The sequence below is a fragment of the Hylemonella sp. GW821-FHT10B10 genome (genome assembly GCF_059415585.1).
This window is the reverse complement of the sequence record NZ_JBWKNN010000001.1, coordinates 849880-864915: the sequence shown is the minus strand read 5'-3', so window position 1 is coordinate 864915 and position 15036 is coordinate 849880. Positions and strand designations below refer to the sequence as shown.

The following is a 15036-nucleotide window of genomic DNA, read 5'->3' as shown; positions in this document are numbered from 1 at the left end:
CCCTAAGATGGCGGGCATGAACGCACCCATCCTCATCATCGGCGCCGGCCAGGCCGCCGTCATGGCCGCCGAAGCCCTGCGCAGCAGCGGCTACACCGGTCCCCTCACCCTCCTCGGCGACGAAGCCCACGCCCCCTACCACCGCCCCCCGCTCTCCAAGGCCTTCCTGGCCGGCGAAATGGACGCCGCGCGCCTGCCCATGCGCACACCCGAGATGCTGGCGGGCAAAAACATCGAACTGCGCACCGGCACCAAAGCCGCCGCCATCAACCGCACCGCCAAGACTGTCACGCTGGCCGACGGCAGCACCCTGCCCTATGGCGGCCTGCTCCTGGCCACGGGTTCCACGCCGCGCACGCTGCCGCTGCCGGGCGCCGACGCCCAGGGCGTGCTGGCCCTGCGCACGCGTGATGACGCCAACGCCATCGCCCAGCGCATGGCCCTGTGTCTTGAGAGAAACCTGCCCCTGGTGATCGTCGGCGGCGGTGTCATCGGCCTCGAAGTGGCCGCCACCGCACGCAAGAAGGGCCTGGCCGTCACCGTGCTGGAAGCCGCGCCCCGCCTGCTGGCCCGCATGCTGCAGCCCCAGCTCTCGGACTGGTACGCCGAACTGCACCGCAGCCAGGGCGTGCAACTGCTGCTGGGAGCGCAGATCGCGGCCATCGAACACGACACCGGCAACAACGTCACCGGCGTGCGCATGGCGGATGGCACCGTGCATCCCGCCGGCCTGGTGCTGGTGGGCATAGGCGTGAACCCCAATGAAGAACTGGCCCGTGCCGCCGGACTCGAATGCGAGCGTGGCATCGTGGTGGACGCCTGCGGCCGCACCAGTGACCCGGCCATCACCGCCGCCGGCGACTGCACCGCGCGCCGCCTGAGCGACGGCAGCCTCATCCGCCTGGAGTCTGTGCAGAACGCCACCGAACTGGGCAAGAGCGCCGCCGCCGCCCTGCTGGGCCAGGAACGCCCCTTCACCGCCACCCCCTGGTTCTGGAGCGACCAGTACGACAAGAAGCTGCAGATGGCCGGCCTGTCTGCTGGCGCGGATCAACAGGTGTTACGTGGTGACATGGCCGGCGCCAGCTTCAGCCTCTTCCACTACAAGGGCGACAAGCTGATCGCCATCGACAACGTCAACAGCCCCAAGGAGCATCTGCTGGTGCGCAAGCTCATGGATGCGGGCATCTCGCCCACGCCGCAGCAGGCGGGGGACTTGGCGTTTGATCTGAACAGCCTGCTACCCGGCTGAACGGGGTCAATTTCAGGCAGGCAAGGTCACCGTCACGGCCAGACCCGGCTGCGCGTTGCGCACCGCGAACGTGCCGCCGTGCGCCTGCGCCATCAACCGGCACAGGTACAGGCCCAGGCCCACGCCGCCGGCGCTGCGGGTGCGGGCGCTGTCGGGTCGGTAAAAGGCCTGTGCCAATTGCGGCAGTTGTTCCTCGGGCACGCCGGGGCCGTGGTCGCGCACTTCAATGCTCAGCGCATCGGCGTTTACCGACAACGTGACCGCCGGCGCAAGAGCAGTCTCGCCGCCGTGCCGCAGCGCGTTGTCGACCAGGTTGCGCAAGAGCAGACGCACATGCGAGGCATCCACCGACACCGGGCGCATGCCAACGGGCGCCGACACCGTCACGCGCGCCGCGCCCGCGTGGGAGGCCTGCAGTTCGCCCACCACTTCTCGCGCCAGCGCCGCCACGTCGGTCGGCACGCGCTGCAGAGCGACGTGGCTGCCTGACAGACGCTCACTCTCCAGCAAGTCACTGATCAGCGCGGCCATGCCCTGCAGGTCGCGCAATAACGCCTCGCGCTGCGGTCGGATCGCTTCGGTCTCCGGCAGCAGCTCGGTGTTCAGCCGTGCTCGGGTCAGTGGGCTGCGCAGCTCATGGCTGATCGCCAGCAACAGCGCGCGCTTGGCTTCGAGCATCTGGTGGATGTCCTGGCCCATGGTGTTGATGGTCTGTGCCAGCTCGCCCAGCTCGTCCGGACCGTGGCGGCCGCGCTCGGGTATCGGCTGGCTGAAGTCGCCCCGGCCGAAACGTCGCGCGCCCTCGCCTATGGCGTCCAGCGGCTTGAGCACACGGCGTACGTACAACCAGGCCAGCAGGGTGAGCGCCAGCAGGGCGGCCAGCGCGTAGCCGATCAGGCGCGGCTTGCGGTCGAAGGCCTCGCCATTGATGCCGAACTCGATGCGGTGTCCGTCCGCGGTCTGGCGGTGCAGCAGCGTGGGCCAATCCTTGCCGCCACCCCAGTCCTTGTTCGATGCCATGGCATCGGGGTGGGAGGCCCAGTGGATCACCGGCCCGTCGATGCGCACGGTCAGCGGCAGGCGTTCGGTGATGGCCTGGGCGCGTTCCACACTGGGCGTCGGCCCACCGGCGGTCACCTCCGCGGCAAGACGGTCCACGTAGTCCATGAGGACAGGCCGCGCCGCCTCACGCCAGCCCATGGTGAAGGCCTTCTGCGCGCCTGTGATGAACACGAAAGTCATCGCCGCCGCCAGCAGCAGGAACACCAGCACCATGCGCAGCTTGATCGAATGCGCGACGCGGCGCTTGGCGCGGCGCCAGGCCGATACCTTGCCCTGGCTCATGCGCCCTCCCGCCCCAGCGCCAGCGAGTAGCCCGCGTTGCGCAGGGTCTTGATGCAGTCCAGCGGCTCCAGCTTCTTGCGCAGGCGGCTGACCACGATGTCGACCGCACGGGTGTAGAGCTCGGCCTCGTGGCCGCGCAGCTGGTTGAGGATGTCGTCGCGGCTGAACACGCGGCCCGGCTCGCGCGCCAGCATCAGGAGCAGTTCGAACTCGGTACCGGTCAGCTCGACCTCCTGCCCCGAGCGGCGCACGGCGCGGCGGGCAATGTCGACCTCCAGTCCCTCGAACTTCAGCGTGGACGCGGCGCCGGGTGCGGGCGCCTGTCCGTTGCCGTTGGGCTTGCGCCGGCGCAGCACGGTCTGGATGCGAGCCACCAACTCGCGCGGCTCGAAAGGCTTGGGCAGATAGTCGTCTGCACCCAGCTCCAGACCCACCACGCGGTCCATCACCTCGCCACGGGCGGTCAGCATGACGATTGGAATGTCGCTGTCCTTGCGGATGGTGCGGCACAGCTCGAAGCCGTCCATCTCGGGCAACATGACGTCGAGGATGGCCGCATCGAAGCTCCCCGCCCGCAACAGCGCCAGCCCGGCGCTGGGCCGGGTGGCGTGCACCAGCTGCAGCTCGAAGCGCTGGAAATAGGTGGCCAGCGGCGGCCCCAGGTTCTCGTCGTCGTCGATCAGCAGGATGCGGCTCATCGTTTCATTCTGACAGAGCCCGGTGGCGGACGATCAGGCGGCGCAGGCGGTCTTTCTCGGTCCGCTCCAGGGCGTCGAAGCGTTCGCCCACCGACAGCAGTTCAGACAGCAGGGGAATGGCTTGCACCGGCTGGCGCTGGGAGAACCGCGCCCACAGGGCCAGGGCGTGCTCCCGGTCGAACAATGGCCCCCAGAACAGGGCCAGCAGCTCGGCATGCGGGTCCTCGGCGTCGGCCAGCAAGGCCGCCGTGTGCGGGCGGCCCTGCCGGGCGATCGCGCGGATGGCGTCAGCCACGGCCCCACCAGCCATGGCCGCGGCGCTCCAGCCGCTCGCGCACCTGCTTCTGCTGCTCGGGGTTCAGGCTGTCGTAGAAATCACCAAAGGCGGCCAGGACCTTGGGGCCGGAGCCCTGCAGGGCCTGGATCTTCTGGTCCAGCATCTGCTGGGCCTTGGTACGGTCGAACTTGTCGGCGGCGATCAACGATTTCAGGTCGTTGCGTACGTCGCCCGACTCGCCACGCATGACCTTGCGCGAGGCGATCATCTCATCGGCAAGCACTTCCAGCTTGGCCTTCTGCCCGGCGTTGAGTTCCAGCTTGTCGCTGATCTTCTCCACCGCCTTGCCGCGCATTTCGCTAACGCGTTCGTCGCTCCAGCCGCGGGCATGGTCCCCGCGCGAACTGCAGGCGGACAGTGCGCCCAGTACAACGGTCGCGGAGGTGAGTGCAATCAGACTGCGCTTGATCCAGGGTTTCATGACGTGCTCCTTGTCGGGGCGTTGTTGAACATGACCGTCATGGTGCCGGCGGATCAGCAGCGGAAGGTTGCGGGGAGGTCGCGGTTTATTTCGTTTTGTTTCAGGCCTGGCCCCGCGCCTTGTGCCCGCCTCGCCTATCGGCTTGAACCAAGTCGTTTGATGGCTTGTTCAGACTTCCCCTAGCGCTGCAACCAGTTTGCCAGCGCCGCACTCACCACCTGCGGCTGCTCCATGGTCGTCATGTGCCCGCTGTCTTCCACGACGACCAGCTGCGCGCCAGGGATGGCGGCGGCCATGGCTTCGTGCTGGGCCGGACTGGCCCAGGCGTCTTGGCGGCCCGTGAGGACCAGCGTAGGACAAGTGATGCCCGGCAGCAGCGGGGCGGCGTCCAACCGCTTCAGCAGCGCGTTGATCTGCGCGGCGTATTGCGCAGCGCTGCCGCGGTCGAACATGGCCAGCACTTCTTCGAAGATGGGGCCGCCGATGCGGTCCGGGTGCACCATGCCCTTGGCCCACTCCTGGGCCATGACACGCATGCCCTGCTCCTGCGCGATCTTCAGCAGGGCCATGCGCCCGGCCTTCTCCTTCTCGCCCGCCTCACCGGCCGCCAGCGGGTGTGTGCCCGTGTCCAGCAGGGCCAGGCGCTCCACGCGCTGCGGGGCCAGGCGCATGACTTCCAGCGCCACACGGCCACCCATGGAGTGGCCGGCCACGCTGAAGCGTTCGGTCGGCGCTTCGTCCAGCACCTGCTGGGCCATGGCGGTCAGCGTGTCGCGCAGGCCCCAGGCGGGGATGCGGCAGTTCGCAAGGCCTTGGAGCGCGGCAACCTGCGGCGCCCACGCGGCGGCGTCGCAGTTGAGGCCGGGCAAAAGCATCAGGGTGGTAGCCATGATCAGAAAACTTCCGTATCGACTTCGCGGTTGCTTTGTTCGCTGTAGCGGTTGCCCACTACAGTCTGCTGGTTGACCACGGCTTCGGCCTGGGCCATGAGCGCGGGGCTGAGCGCCACGTCGGCGGCGGCCAGATTCTCGGCCAGGTGCTCCAGGCTGGTGGTGCCGAAGAGCGGGATGATGTGGGGCGCCTTGTGCAGCAGCCAGGCCAGGGCCAGCTGGGCCGGGGCACAGCCCGCCTCACGTGCCACGGCCTCGTAGGCCGGCAACAGCTTGAGGTTACCTGCGTAGTTGGCGGGCTCGAAACGCGGCATGCCGTGGCGGATGTCCTTGGCGTCCAGCGCCTTCACGTCACGCAGCCTACCGGTGAGAAAGCCACGTGCCACGGGGCTGAAGGCCACGAAGGCGGCGCCAATTTCGCGGCAGGTCTGCAGCACGGCGATCTCGGGGTTGCGCGTCCACAGCGAGTACTCGGTCTGAACGGCGGCGATGGGGTGCACAGCATGGGCCTTGCGCACCGTGGCGGCCGACACTTCGGACAGGCCGATGGCGCGCACATGGCCGCGCTCGACCTGTCGCGAGAGCTCGCCCACGCTGTCTTCCACGGGCACTTTCTTGTCCCAGCGGTGCAGGTAATAGAGATCAATCACATCGGTGCCCAGGCGGCGCAGGCTGTCTTCGCAATTGCGACGGATGGCTTCGGGCCGGCCATCGATCACGCGCACGAGCTTGCCGTCACCGGCCACGTCCACACCGGCCATGCCACCCTTGCTGGCGAGGGTGATCTTGCTGCGATGTGCCTTGAGCACACGACCCACCAGGGTTTCGTTGGCGCCGAAGCCGTAGAGCGCGGCGGTGTCGAACAGGGTGACGCCGGCGTCCAGCGCGCTGAGCAGCACGCGCTCGCTGTGCTCGGGCGATGGCGGCTGACCATAAGCATGGCTCAGACTCATGCAGCCCAGGCCCAGGGCTGAAACGTTGAAGGGGCCGATGTTGCGCTCTTTCATGGCGAAAGCTTAACAGGGCTCGAAGCTCGAACGCGGCGCTTTCAGGCGCTGCAGGGCCAACGTTTCCCAGGCCGCGCCGCCGTAGCCGCGCACCAGGTCATGGCCCATGAGGTCCCAGGCCGCATCGCCGGGGTCCACCCCCAGTTCGCGCACAAAATGGTCCTGCACCAGGAAGAACTGGCGCCGGTAAGGCAGCAGGAAAGCGCTGGTGTCGGCCTGCAACGCCGCCCGCGCCTCTTCGTACCGGGCGAACCACAGGTTCAGCAGGATGCCGGTGCCGGGCGCGTGCCAGAAGGTGCCCATGTCTTCGCCCGGCGCTGCCTCTGCGCCCAGCACCTGACGCGCGTGCTCCCAGTGGACAAAGCCCACCTCGCACGCCGCCAGGTTCAGACAGTCGCGCAGGCGCAAATCGCCCGCTTCGCCACCACGCCGGGCGGCGTTCAGGCGCAGGCGGGCCCGCGTTTTCAGTTCGGTCAACATGGTCGTCATCTCAGAGCTCCAGGGCCGGGCTGCGACACAGTCCGACCAACAAGTCCTGCGCCACAGTCAGCGACTGAGGGTTGGACGTACCCAGCGCCGTCTCGCAGATCGCCGCTGCGGTTTCCGTGGCCTCGGCCAGTTGGGCCCGACCGGCCGGGCGCAGCAGCACCTGGCGGCCGGGTTCACGCTGGATACGACCGGTCTTTTCCAGCGGCACCAGTTGGCGCATCACGGCCGAAGGCCGTAGGCCCAGGGGGCGCACCAGATCGGCCAGAGGCAAGCGTCCACCGGGCGCCTGGGCCAGCTGGCGCAACAGCATGAAATCGTCCAGCCCCATGCCGTGCCAGGTGCCCAGTGCGTCGTCCAGTTTGAGTTGCAGGCTGGCATGGCCCAGGCTGATCTGCATACAGAAGTCCAGTGCTCGGGTGTTCATGCCTTGAGCTCCTCGCGCCACAGCGCCAGGGTGGTTGCCAGCTCGGCCTTGTAGTCGAAATCCGGCGTCTCGCGTTTTTTCAGCAAGTCCAGCACCTCGAAGCGGAAATGGTCCGCGCCATGCGCCAACCAGTCGCGTTGCAGAGCCGTGTTGCGATGGCCCTTGAAACCCAGCTCGAAGCGGTCACGGTTCATGGCCGCCTCCACGTTCATGCTGGCCAGCACGTAACACCGACCGGTGGCCAGGTTGCGGATGACATAGACACCCATGGGCGGATGCGCCTCTTTGTACTGGCGCTTGAGTTCGGCGCGCGTGCGCACGCCAGTGGCCGGGTCGGTCACGAGGACCGGAGAGGAAGAAAGGGATAGGTCCATGACAGGTTCCTTGGGTTCGTTCCAGGCCAATCCCGCAATTGGCCGGCGAAACAAGGCAAGCTGTCAGGTCGAATGAAGTCGATGACGTTGGAGGGTGAGAGCCTCTTGTGCGGGCAGGCGCCCCTCAGCGCCTGAGCCGCAATTATAGCCAGCGACCTATTTCAGCTGCTGTTCCAGCTGGTGTAGTACCTGGTAGCAGGGCAGCACCTGGGCCAGGCTGCTGTTGGGCTCGCGCCCTTCGCGGATGGCAGCGAAGAACTCGCGGTCCTGCAGCTCGATGCCGTTCATGGAGACGTCGACCTTGCTCACGTCGATCTTCTCTTCCTTGCCGTTGAACAGGTCATCGTAACGCGCGATGTAGGTCGCGGTGTCGCCGATGTAGCGGAAGAAGGTGCCCAGGGGGCCGTCGTTGTTGAAGGACAGGCTCAGCGTGCAGATCGCGCCATTGGCCGCCTTGAGCTGGATGGACATGTCCATGGCAATGCCCAGGGTCGGATGGATGGGGCCTTGCACTGCATTGGCCTTCACGATGGGACTGCCACACTGGTAGGCAAACAGGTCCACGGTGTGGGCAGCGTGGTGCCACAGCAGGTGGTCGGTCCAGCTGCGCGGCTGGCCCAGCGCGTTCATGTTGGTGCGACGGAAGAAATAGGTCTGCACGTCCATCTGCTGGATATTGAACTCACCGGCCTTGATCTTCTTGTGCACGTACTGGTGGCTGGGGTTGAAGCGACGCGTGTGGCCGCACATGGCCACCTTGCCCGTCTTCTTCTGCAGGGCCAGGACTTCCTCGCCCTCCTTGAGCACGTCACACAGGGGAATCTCCACCTGCACGTGCTTGCCGGCATCCAGGCAGGCTTTGGTCTGCGCAGCGTGCATCTGCGTGGGCGTGCACAGGATGACGGCGTCGACTTCCTTGAGCTTGAGGCTGTCAGCCAGGTCGGTGGTGACGTGCTTGATGCCGTACTTGTCGGCCACTTCCTTGGTCTTCTCCAGGTCGCGGCTGATCAGGGAAACGACCTCCACGTCTTTGATGTTCTTGATGCCGTCCAGGTGCTTGATGCCGAAGGCACCGGCGCCGGCGAGTGCGACTTTGATGGTCATGACGAAAGTCCTCTTATTGGTTTTCCAGAATCAGGTTGCCCACGGCCGTGTTGGACGCGGGCACATGGTAGAAGCGGTGCGCGACCTTGGGGGCCTTGCCCTTGCCGGCCACGTCGGCCATGGCACCGCGGGCGATAAGCCACATCACGAGCTCGATGCCCTCGCTGCCGGCTTCACGCACGTAGTCGATGTGCGGCATGCTGGCCAGGTCATCGGGGTCGGCGATCATGCGGTCGAGGAAGGCGTTGTCCCAGGTCTTGTTGATCAGACCCGCACGCGGGCCCTGCAACTGGTGGCTCATGCCACCCGTGCCCCAGATCTGCACATTGAGCGGTTCGTCATAGGACTCGATGGCACGGCGGATGGCCTTGCCCAGCTCGAAACAACGGCGACCGCTGGGCACGGGGTACTGCACCACGTTGACGGCGAAGGGAATCACCGGGCAGGGCCATTCGAACTTCGCCTTGTCGGGCGTGCCGCAGACCAGAGACAGGGGCACGGTGAGGCCGTGGTCCACGTCCATCTTGTTGACGATGGTGAGGTCGAAGTCCTGCTGGATCACGGACTGCGCGATGTGCGCAGCGAGGTCGGGATGGCCCTTGACGGTGGGCACGGGGCGTGGGCCCCAGCCCTCGTCGGCCGGCTGGAACTCGGCGGCGGTACCGATGGCGAAGGTAGGGATCATCTCCAGGCTGAAGGCCGTGGCATGGTCGTTGTAGACCAGGAAGATGACGTCGGGCTTGTTGTCCTTGAACCACTGCTTGGTGGGCTCGTAGCCCTTGAACAGGGGCTGCCAGTAGGGCTCGGTGGTCTTGCCCAGGTCGATGGCCGCACCGATGGCGGGCACATGCGAGGTATAGACGGATGCGGTGATCTTGGCCATGTCAGTCTTTCAATTCAAAGCAGCTTGCCGGTGCCATGGCCTTGCGGCTGGTTCTTGGCCTGGGCGGTACCGTTCTCGCCGACGACGCGGTTGCCTTCGGCGGAGCGGCCACCCTTGATCATCATGTCGCGGTACTCTTCTTCGGTCATGCCGGTCATGGAGCCTGCCATCTGCTGGAAGCTCTTGCCGTGCGTGGCGCCCAGCTTGGCCAGGAAGTAGATGTTGCCGCCCAGGGAAATGGCCTTGTTGAGGTCGGCAGCCAGCACGGCCTGCTTCTGCTCTTCCGTCATCGGCCATTCGTCCAGGTACTTGCGCTGATCGGCCTTGAAGCGTTCGCGGTTCTCGGCTTTCATCAGGCTCATGCAGAACTGGTTGAGCCAGTAGCCCTTGCGCGACTGCTCGGCGTCGAAGATGGTCGTGCCGGGCACGTCCAGATAAGGTTTATCGAGTGACATTCATTTCTCCTCGGGCCAGTACAGGCGCATGGGGTTGTCCACCAGCAGTTTCTGCTGCAGTTCGGCCGTGGGCGCGATGTGGGGGATGAAATCCACCAGCAGGCCGTCGTCGGGCATGTGGTCCTTGAGGTTGGGGTGCGGCCAGTCGGTGCCCCAGAGCACGCGGCCCGGGAACTCCTGCACGATCTTGCGGGCGAAGGGCACCACGTCCTTGTATGCATTCTGCTCGCCATTCAGGGCCTTGGGACCGGTGACCGACAGGCGCTCGGGGCAGCTGACCTTGCTCCAGACGTTCTTGTGCTCGCGCATGAACTTCAGGAAAAGTGCGAACTCGGGGCCCTCCACGGGCTTGCTTACATCCGGACGACCCATATGGTCCACCACCACGGTGGTGGGCAATGCGGTGAAAAAGTCCCACAGCTCGGGCAGGTCCACGGCCTCGAAATAAATCACCACATGCCAGCCCAGCTTGTGGATGCGGCCGGCGATCTCCAGCAGCTCGTCCTTGGGCGTGAAGTCCACCAGACGCTTGACGAAGTTGAAACGCACACCGCGCACGCCGGCGGCGTGCAGCTTCTGCAGTTCCTCGTCCGTCACGCTGCGTCGCACCGTGGCCACGCCGCGCGCCTTCCCATTGCTGGACAGGCAGGCGTCGACCAGGGCGCGGTTGTCGGCGCCATGGCAGGTGGCCTGCACGATGACGTTGCGCGCGAAACCCAGGTGGTCGCGCAAGGCGAACAGCTGGGCCTTGCTGGCGTCGCAGGGTGTGTACTTGCGCTCGGGCGCGTAAGGGAACTCTGCGCCCGGGCCGAAGACGTGGCAGTGCGCGTCCACCGCGCCCGCGGGCAGCTTGAAGCGCGGCTTGCTGGGACCGGTGTACCAGTCCATCCAGCCGGCGGTTTTCTCGAAGGGGCCTGTGGTGGGTTTGCTCATGCGGATCTTTCTCGTCTCGGGCTATGGATCAATCGGGTTTGATATTGGCTTCGCGCACGAGCTTTTCGTAGCGCACGCGTTCGGAATGGATGAGCTTGGCGAACATGTCGATACTGCCCGGGATCACCTCGCCGCCCACCTGGCTCATGCGCTCGCGCACTTCCTTGGTCTGCAGGGCCTTTTGTGTCTCGGCGTGCAGCTGGGTCACGATGGCCTTGGGCGTGGACGCCGGCGCCATCAGGCCATACCAGACCGAGGCCTCGAAACCGGGGAAGCCGGACTCGGCGATGGTGGGCGCATCCGGAAAGATGGCACTGCGGTTGGGGCTGAGCACGGCAAGCACCTTGAGCTTGCCGCTCTTGACGTGAGGTTGCACCTCCAGCGCGTTGACAGCCACGAGCGGCAGTTGGCCGCCGATCACGTCGGTGATGGCGGGTGCGCCACCACGGTAGGGGATGTGCTGCAGACGGATGCCGGCCGCACGCTCGAAGAACTCCACGGCCATGTGCGGCGTGGCGCCATTGCCTGGCGAAGCGAACGCGATGGTGTCGGGCTTGGCCTTGGCCGCCTCGATCAGTTCCTTGATATTGGCATAGGGCGCACTGGCATTGGCGGCGATCACCACCGGCACACGGCCGATCAGGGCCACGGGGGTGAGGTCGCGCTCGGCGTCAAAGGGGGCCGGCTGGTAGAGCGCCATGTTGGCGGCCAGGGCGTTGGCGGCCATCAGCAGGGTGTAGCCGTCACCGGGCGCGTCAATGGTGGCCTTGATGGCGATGTTGCTGCCCGCCCCGGGCTTGTTCTCGACCACAAAGGTCTGCCCCATCGTGCCCGCCAGGGCCTGACCGATGGTGCGGGCCACGGCGTCCACAGCGCCACCGGCTGCGTAGCCGACATAAACGCGCACGGGTTTGGCCGGGTAGGCCTGAGCCCAGGCCATGGGCGCAGCGAGCAGGACACCGGCAGCGCCGATGGCCAGACGGCGTGTGAACTTCAGGAGTTGTATGGACATGGTATGTCTCCGGTTGTTATCGGCAGGGACGCGTCAACGGGTCGAAGGCTCGACCGTTCCGCGCAGGCCCGATCGGGCCACGATGGCGTTCAACGTGCCGTCACGCCGCACAGTCAATGCAAAATTGCTCAGGTAGGCCATGCCACTCTCGCGCCCCTTCGGGACGGCAATCGCCATGTGCTCCAGGCCCCAGCGGCCGTCGAGGATGCGGGCACCGGGCACGCTATCGGCCAGTTCGTTGAGGATGCCCTTGTTGGTGGCGAAGGCGTCGAGCTGCCCGAGCTTGAGCTGATCGGCCGCGTGCTTCATGGTCGGCACAGGCACCAGGCTGGCCTGCTTGTACTGGCGCCCGAGCACACCCTGAGACGAACTGCCCTGGGTCACGCCGACCTTGATGCCGGGCTGGTCGATCTCGATCATGGCCTGCAGCTTGCTGCCTGCGGGCACCAGATAACCAAGCTCCAGACTGATCATGGGCAGGGTGAAGTTCACGTCCCGCGCGCGCGCCTCGGTGGCGTTGGTGAAGGTGAAGTCCACCTCGCCGATCTTCATGGCCTCGACCACCTCGGCGACACGTTTGTATTCGATCAGCTCGACCGGTACACCCAGCCAGCGCGCGAACTCATGACCGAGGTCATAGGCCACCCCCGCGGGCTTGCCATTCTTGTCGGTCACCATGGAGGTGGGGCTGCCTGCGTAGACCCCCACGCGCAACTTGCCCCCAGGCGCCAGCGCGTCGCGCGCCTGCGGCGTGGGTGCCGGCGGTGGCGGCGGTGTGACAGCACAACCCGCAACGAAGGTGACGGCGGCCAGCAGGCCAAGGAACCAAGTTCTGCGCAGCATGTTCATGACGTGTCTCCTCTTATGGTTATGCATGGAAGCAGCTTAGTCGATGTACTTCAGGCCCAGCTTCTCCAGCGGCTCGCGGAACTTGTACATATCCAGGCCCAGCACGCCGGAAGCCAGCTTGGCGCGCTTCTCGCCTTCGAAAGACTCACGGGCCTCGGCAGCGTCGGCGACCTTCTTGGCATCGGCGGCGTTGACGACGACCACGCCGTCGTCATCGGCCACGATGGCGTCGCCGGGGTTGACGATCATGCCGGCGCAGACCACGGGGATGTTCACCGAACCCAGGGTGGCTTTGATGGTGCCCTTGGCGCTGATGGCGCGGCTCCAGACCGGAAAGTCCATGGACTTGAGTTCGGCGATGTCGCGGCAACCGCCGTCGATGATCAGGCCGCGCGCGCCGCGGGCCTTGAAACTCGTGGCCAGCAGGTCACCGAAGAAGCCGTCGGTGTTGGGCGACGAGAGCGCGGCCACGACGATGTCGCCCGGCTTGATCTGCTCGGCCACGACGTGCAGCATCCAGTTGTCACCCGGGTGCAGCAGCACGGTGACGGCAGGGCCGGAGATCTTGGCGCCGGAATAGATGGGGCGCATGTAGGACTGCATCAGGCCGATGCGGCCCTGGGCCTCGTGCACGGTGGCCACACCGTACTTGCCCATCTTCTCTGTGGCGGCGGCATCGGCGCGCACGATGTTGCGCTTGACGATGCCCAGGGGTGCGTTGACGCTCATGATGGTTTCCTCTGTGTGTTGCTGTTCTGTGGCGATGGACTAGCGGGCTTATTTGCCCTTGGCCTTGAGTTGTGCGTCCAGGCGCGAGAACACACGACGCGCATTGCCCTCGTAGACCTTGAAACGCTGCTCTTCATTGAGGTTGGGCGTGGCCTGCACATAACGCTTGGTGTCGTCGTAGTAGGCGCCGGTTTCGGGGTCGATGCCGCGCACGGCGCCGATCATCTCGGAGGCAAACAGGATGTTCTCCACCGGGATCACCTTGGTCAGCAGGTCGATGCCGGGCTGATGGTAGACGCAGGTATCGAAGTAGATGTTCTTGAGCAGGTGGTCCTTGAGCAGGGGCTTCTTCATCTCCTGTGCCAGACCGCGGTAACGACCCCAGTGGTAGGGTGCGGCACCGCCGCCGTGCGGGATGATGAACTTCAGCGTGGGGAAGTCCTTGAACAGGTCACCCTGGATCAGCTGCATGACGGCTGTGGTGTCGGCGTTGATGTAGTGCGCGCCCGTGGTGTGGAAGCAGGCGTTGCAGCTGGTGGACACGTGGATCATGGCCGGGATGTCGTACTCGACCATCTTCTCGTAGATCGGGTACCACTGCTTGTCGGTCAGTGCCGGGCTGGTCCAGTGGCCGCCCGACGGATCGGGGTTCAGGTTGATACCGACGTTGCCGTATTCCTTGACGCACTTCTCCAGTTCGGGAATGCAGGTCTTGGGGTCGACACCGGGCGACTGGGGCAGCATGGCGGCCGGCACAAAGTGCTCGGGAAACAGTTGCGAGACGCGATAGCAGAGCTCGTTGCAGATGGCGGCCCAGGTGCTGGAGACCTCGAAATCACCGATGTGGTGGGCCATGAAGCTCGCGCGCGGGCTGAAGATGGTGAGGTCGGAGCCGCGCTCTTTCATGAGCTTGAGCTGGTTGGTCTCGATGGCCTCGCGCAGTTCATCGTCGCTGATCTTGAGGTCGGCCACTTTGGGCTTCTGGGCCGGATCCTTGATGCCGGCGATCTGCTGGTTGCGCCAGGCCTCCAGCTGCTTGGGCGCCGTGGTGAAGTGACCGTGGCAGTCGATGATCATGGGTTTTTTCATACAGGTCTCCTGGGATTCAGATTCGGTTCAGGCCGGGTCCATGCCCTGGCGGCGTTTGGCCTCGGCCGCGACGGGGGATGCCATATAAGCCAGCATGGCACGCACGGCATCAGCCCGTGTGCTGCTTGCACAGATGCCAGCGGAAAAGGTGGTGGTGATCTGGATGGCGGGCGGCAGCGGGCCCAGCACGGTGAGGCCTTCAAGATTCAGCATCTCGCTGAGCTGCTGGAAACCCAGCGCCACCTCGCCCTTGGCCACCAGGCTGCCCACGGGAATGCCCGGCGGCGGGGTGACGATGCGGTCCTTGATCTGTCCGGCGATGCCCCAGCGCTCGAACAGCTTGGCCAGGGCCACACCGCTGGGGCCGGTGGAGTAGCTCAGGTTGCGCGCCTGAAGGATGGCATCGCGCACGGCCGCCTCGCTGGAGATGTCCGGCTTGGGTGCGCCGGCGCGCACCGCGACGGCCACGCCCGAATGCACCAGATCCACCTTGCTTCCGGCCAGCACGTGGCCGGAAGCGATCAGCTTGTCGATGGCGTCGGAGGACAGGATGACCACGTCGAAGGCTTCGCCGGCCGCCACGCGTTTGGCCGCATCCACGCCGCCCACCGACTCGATGGCCACGGACTGGCCCGCATGCTGCTGGTAGGCGTTCACCAGCTCGGCCAGTACCTGGCGGGTGGCCATGGAGGAGATACCTCGTAGGGGGATGCTCATATAGGAGAGAGGGCGGCCAATTGATAAGA

General features: G+C 65.8%; 19 protein-coding genes. 1 reads left to right on the top strand and 18 read right to left on the bottom strand.

Annotation, left to right across the window (positions count from 1 at the left end; all coding sequences use genetic code 11):
- Positions 1 to 16 precede the first annotated feature (16 nt).
- Positions 17 to 1252 (top strand): NAD(P)/FAD-dependent oxidoreductase, encoded by a 1236-nt coding sequence (locus AC07NT_RS04260; protein ID WP_498597669.1) that lies wholly within the window; start codon positions 17 to 19, stop codon positions 1250 to 1252.
- Positions 1253 to 1264: 12 nt separating this feature from the next.
- On the opposite strand, the gene AC07NT_RS04255 is transcribed toward AC07NT_RS04260, so the two are convergent.
- From AC07NT_RS04255 to AC07NT_RS04170, 18 genes are all read right to left on the bottom strand, one after another.
- Positions 1265 to 2596 (bottom strand): HAMP domain-containing sensor histidine kinase, encoded by a 1332-nt coding sequence (locus AC07NT_RS04255; RefSeq protein ID WP_498597670.1) that lies wholly within the window; start codon positions 2594 to 2596, stop codon positions 1265 to 1267.
- The gene (locus AC07NT_RS04250) at positions 2593 to 3294 is read right to left on the bottom strand and encodes a response regulator transcription factor (protein ID WP_498597671.1); all 702 of its coding nucleotides are present in this window, start codon (positions 3292 to 3294) and stop codon (positions 2593 to 2595) included. The genes AC07NT_RS04255 and AC07NT_RS04250 overlap by 4 nt, the downstream gene beginning before the upstream one ends.
- A gap of 4 nt (positions 3295 to 3298) precedes the next feature.
- Positions 3299 to 3589, bottom strand: coding sequence for a hypothetical protein (locus tag AC07NT_RS04245; protein ID WP_498597672.1), 291 nt, complete (start codon positions 3587 to 3589; stop codon positions 3299 to 3301).
- Positions 3582 to 4052: a Spy/CpxP family protein refolding chaperone gene (locus AC07NT_RS04240; protein ID WP_498597673.1), complete on the bottom strand. Its 471-nt coding sequence runs from the start codon at positions 4050 to 4052 to the stop codon at positions 3582 to 3584. The genes AC07NT_RS04245 and AC07NT_RS04240 overlap by 8 nt, the downstream gene beginning before the upstream one ends.
- Positions 4053 to 4231: 179 nt before the next feature.
- Positions 4232 to 4942 carry an alpha/beta fold hydrolase gene (locus AC07NT_RS04235; protein WP_498597674.1) on the bottom strand — a complete coding sequence of 237 codons (711 nt, stop codon included), beginning with the start codon at positions 4940 to 4942 and terminating at the stop codon, positions 4232 to 4234.
- A gap of 2 nt (positions 4943 to 4944) precedes the next feature.
- A complete protein-coding gene (locus tag AC07NT_RS04230) occupies positions 4945 to 5949 on the bottom strand; it encodes an aldo/keto reductase (protein ID WP_498597675.1) in 1005 nt (334 codons plus the stop codon).
- Positions 5950 to 5958: 9 nt separating this feature from the next.
- Positions 5959 to 6438: a hypothetical protein gene (locus AC07NT_RS04225; RefSeq protein WP_498597676.1), complete on the bottom strand. Its 480-nt coding sequence runs from the start codon at positions 6436 to 6438 to the stop codon at positions 5959 to 5961.
- A gap of 1 nt (position 6439) precedes the next feature.
- Positions 6440 to 6862: an AsnC family transcriptional regulator gene (locus AC07NT_RS04220; protein WP_498597677.1), complete on the bottom strand. Its 423-nt coding sequence runs from the start codon at positions 6860 to 6862 to the stop codon at positions 6440 to 6442.
- Positions 6859 to 7236, bottom strand: a complete 378-nt coding sequence (locus AC07NT_RS04215) for a GIY-YIG nuclease family protein (RefSeq protein ID WP_498597678.1) — start codon at positions 7234 to 7236, stop codon at positions 6859 to 6861. Before AC07NT_RS04215 ends, AC07NT_RS04220 begins: the two co-directional genes overlap by 4 nt.
- A gap of 156 nt (positions 7237 to 7392) precedes the next feature.
- Complete coding sequence (locus tag AC07NT_RS04210) at positions 7393 to 8340, bottom strand: Gfo/Idh/MocA family oxidoreductase (protein WP_498597679.1); 948 nt, start codon at positions 8338 to 8340, stop codon at positions 7393 to 7395.
- A 13-nt stretch (positions 8341 to 8353) separates the two neighbouring features.
- Complete coding sequence (locus AC07NT_RS04205) at positions 8354 to 9223, bottom strand: class III extradiol dioxygenase subunit beta (protein WP_498597680.1); 870 nt, start codon at positions 9221 to 9223, stop codon at positions 8354 to 8356.
- A gap of 14 nt (positions 9224 to 9237) precedes the next feature.
- On the bottom strand, positions 9238 to 9678 hold the full coding sequence (gene ligA, locus AC07NT_RS04200) for a protocatechuate 4,5-dioxygenase subunit alpha (protein WP_498597681.1): 441 nt from the start codon (positions 9676 to 9678) through the stop codon (positions 9238 to 9240).
- Positions 9679 to 10611, bottom strand: a complete 933-nt coding sequence (locus AC07NT_RS04195) for an amidohydrolase family protein (RefSeq protein WP_498597682.1) — start codon at positions 10609 to 10611, stop codon at positions 9679 to 9681.
- Between the two features lie 28 nt (positions 10612 to 10639).
- The gene (locus tag AC07NT_RS04190) at positions 10640 to 11623 is read right to left on the bottom strand and encodes a Bug family tripartite tricarboxylate transporter substrate binding protein (RefSeq protein WP_498597683.1); all 984 of its coding nucleotides are present in this window, start codon (positions 11621 to 11623) and stop codon (positions 10640 to 10642) included.
- A gap of 33 nt (positions 11624 to 11656) precedes the next feature.
- Positions 11657 to 12472 carry a transporter substrate-binding domain-containing protein gene (locus tag AC07NT_RS04185; RefSeq protein WP_498597684.1) on the bottom strand — a complete coding sequence of 272 codons (816 nt, stop codon included), beginning with the start codon at positions 12470 to 12472 and terminating at the stop codon, positions 11657 to 11659.
- A 36-nt stretch (positions 12473 to 12508) separates the two neighbouring features.
- Positions 12509 to 13201 carry a 4-carboxy-4-hydroxy-2-oxoadipate aldolase/oxaloacetate decarboxylase gene (gene ligK / locus AC07NT_RS04180; RefSeq protein ID WP_498597685.1) on the bottom strand — a complete coding sequence of 231 codons (693 nt, stop codon included), beginning with the start codon at positions 13199 to 13201 and terminating at the stop codon, positions 12509 to 12511.
- A gap of 48 nt (positions 13202 to 13249) precedes the next feature.
- Positions 13250 to 14278 (bottom strand): amidohydrolase family protein, encoded by a 1029-nt coding sequence (locus AC07NT_RS04175; RefSeq protein ID WP_498598503.1) that lies wholly within the window; start codon positions 14276 to 14278, stop codon positions 13250 to 13252.
- 39 nt (positions 14279 to 14317) lie between these two features.
- A complete protein-coding gene (locus tag AC07NT_RS04170) occupies positions 14318 to 14977 on the bottom strand; it encodes a substrate-binding domain-containing protein (RefSeq protein WP_498597686.1) in 660 nt (219 codons plus the stop codon).
- Positions 14978 to 15036 lie beyond the last annotated feature (59 nt).

Excerpts from the sequence above, each read along its gene's own strand:
- AC07NT_RS04260 (WP_498597669.1), top strand. The coding sequence starts at position 17 with ATGAACGCACCCATCCTCATCATCGGCGCCGGCCAGGCCGCCGTCATG.
- AC07NT_RS04255 (WP_498597670.1), bottom strand. The coding sequence starts at position 2,596 with ATGAGCCAGGGCAAGGTATCGGCCTGGCGCCGCGCCAAGCGCCGCGTC.
- AC07NT_RS04250 (WP_498597671.1), bottom strand. The coding sequence starts at position 3,294 with ATGAGCCGCATCCTGCTGATCGACGACGACGAGAACCTGGGGCCGCCG.
- AC07NT_RS04240 (WP_498597673.1), bottom strand. The coding sequence starts at position 4,052 with ATGAAACCCTGGATCAAGCGCAGTCTGATTGCACTCACCTCCGCGACC.
- AC07NT_RS04235 (WP_498597674.1), bottom strand. The coding sequence starts at position 4,942 with ATGGCTACCACCCTGATGCTTTTGCCCGGCCTCAACTGCGACGCCGCC.
- AC07NT_RS04230 (WP_498597675.1), bottom strand. The coding sequence starts at position 5,949 with ATGAAAGAGCGCAACATCGGCCCCTTCAACGTTTCAGCCCTGGGCCTG.
- AC07NT_RS04225 (WP_498597676.1), bottom strand. The coding sequence starts at position 6,438 with ATGACGACCATGTTGACCGAACTGAAAACGCGGGCCCGCCTGCGCCTG.
- AC07NT_RS04220 (WP_498597677.1), bottom strand. The coding sequence starts at position 6,862 with ATGAACACCCGAGCACTGGACTTCTGTATGCAGATCAGCCTGGGCCAT.
- AC07NT_RS04215 (WP_498597678.1), bottom strand. The coding sequence starts at position 7,236 with ATGGACCTATCCCTTTCTTCCTCTCCGGTCCTCGTGACCGACCCGGCC.
- AC07NT_RS04210 (WP_498597679.1), bottom strand. The coding sequence starts at position 8,340 with ATGACCATCAAAGTCGCACTCGCCGGCGCCGGTGCCTTCGGCATCAAG.
- AC07NT_RS04205 (WP_498597680.1), bottom strand. The coding sequence starts at position 9,223 with ATGGCCAAGATCACCGCATCCGTCTATACCTCGCATGTGCCCGCCATC.
- ligA (WP_498597681.1), bottom strand. The coding sequence starts at position 9,678 with ATGTCACTCGATAAACCTTATCTGGACGTGCCCGGCACGACCATCTTC.
- AC07NT_RS04195 (WP_498597682.1), bottom strand. The coding sequence starts at position 10,611 with ATGAGCAAACCCACCACAGGCCCCTTCGAGAAAACCGCCGGCTGGATG.
- AC07NT_RS04190 (WP_498597683.1), bottom strand. The coding sequence starts at position 11,623 with ATGTCCATACAACTCCTGAAGTTCACACGCCGTCTGGCCATCGGCGCT.
- AC07NT_RS04185 (WP_498597684.1), bottom strand. The coding sequence starts at position 12,472 with ATGAACATGCTGCGCAGAACTTGGTTCCTTGGCCTGCTGGCCGCCGTC.
- ligK (WP_498597685.1), bottom strand. The coding sequence starts at position 13,201 with ATGAGCGTCAACGCACCCCTGGGCATCGTCAAGCGCAACATCGTGCGC.
- AC07NT_RS04175 (WP_498598503.1), bottom strand. The coding sequence starts at position 14,278 with ATGATCATCGACTGCCACGGTCACTTCACCACGGCGCCCAAGCAGCTG.
- AC07NT_RS04170 (WP_498597686.1), bottom strand. The coding sequence starts at position 14,977 with ATGGCCACCCGCCAGGTACTGGCCGAGCTGGTGAACGCCTACCAGCAG.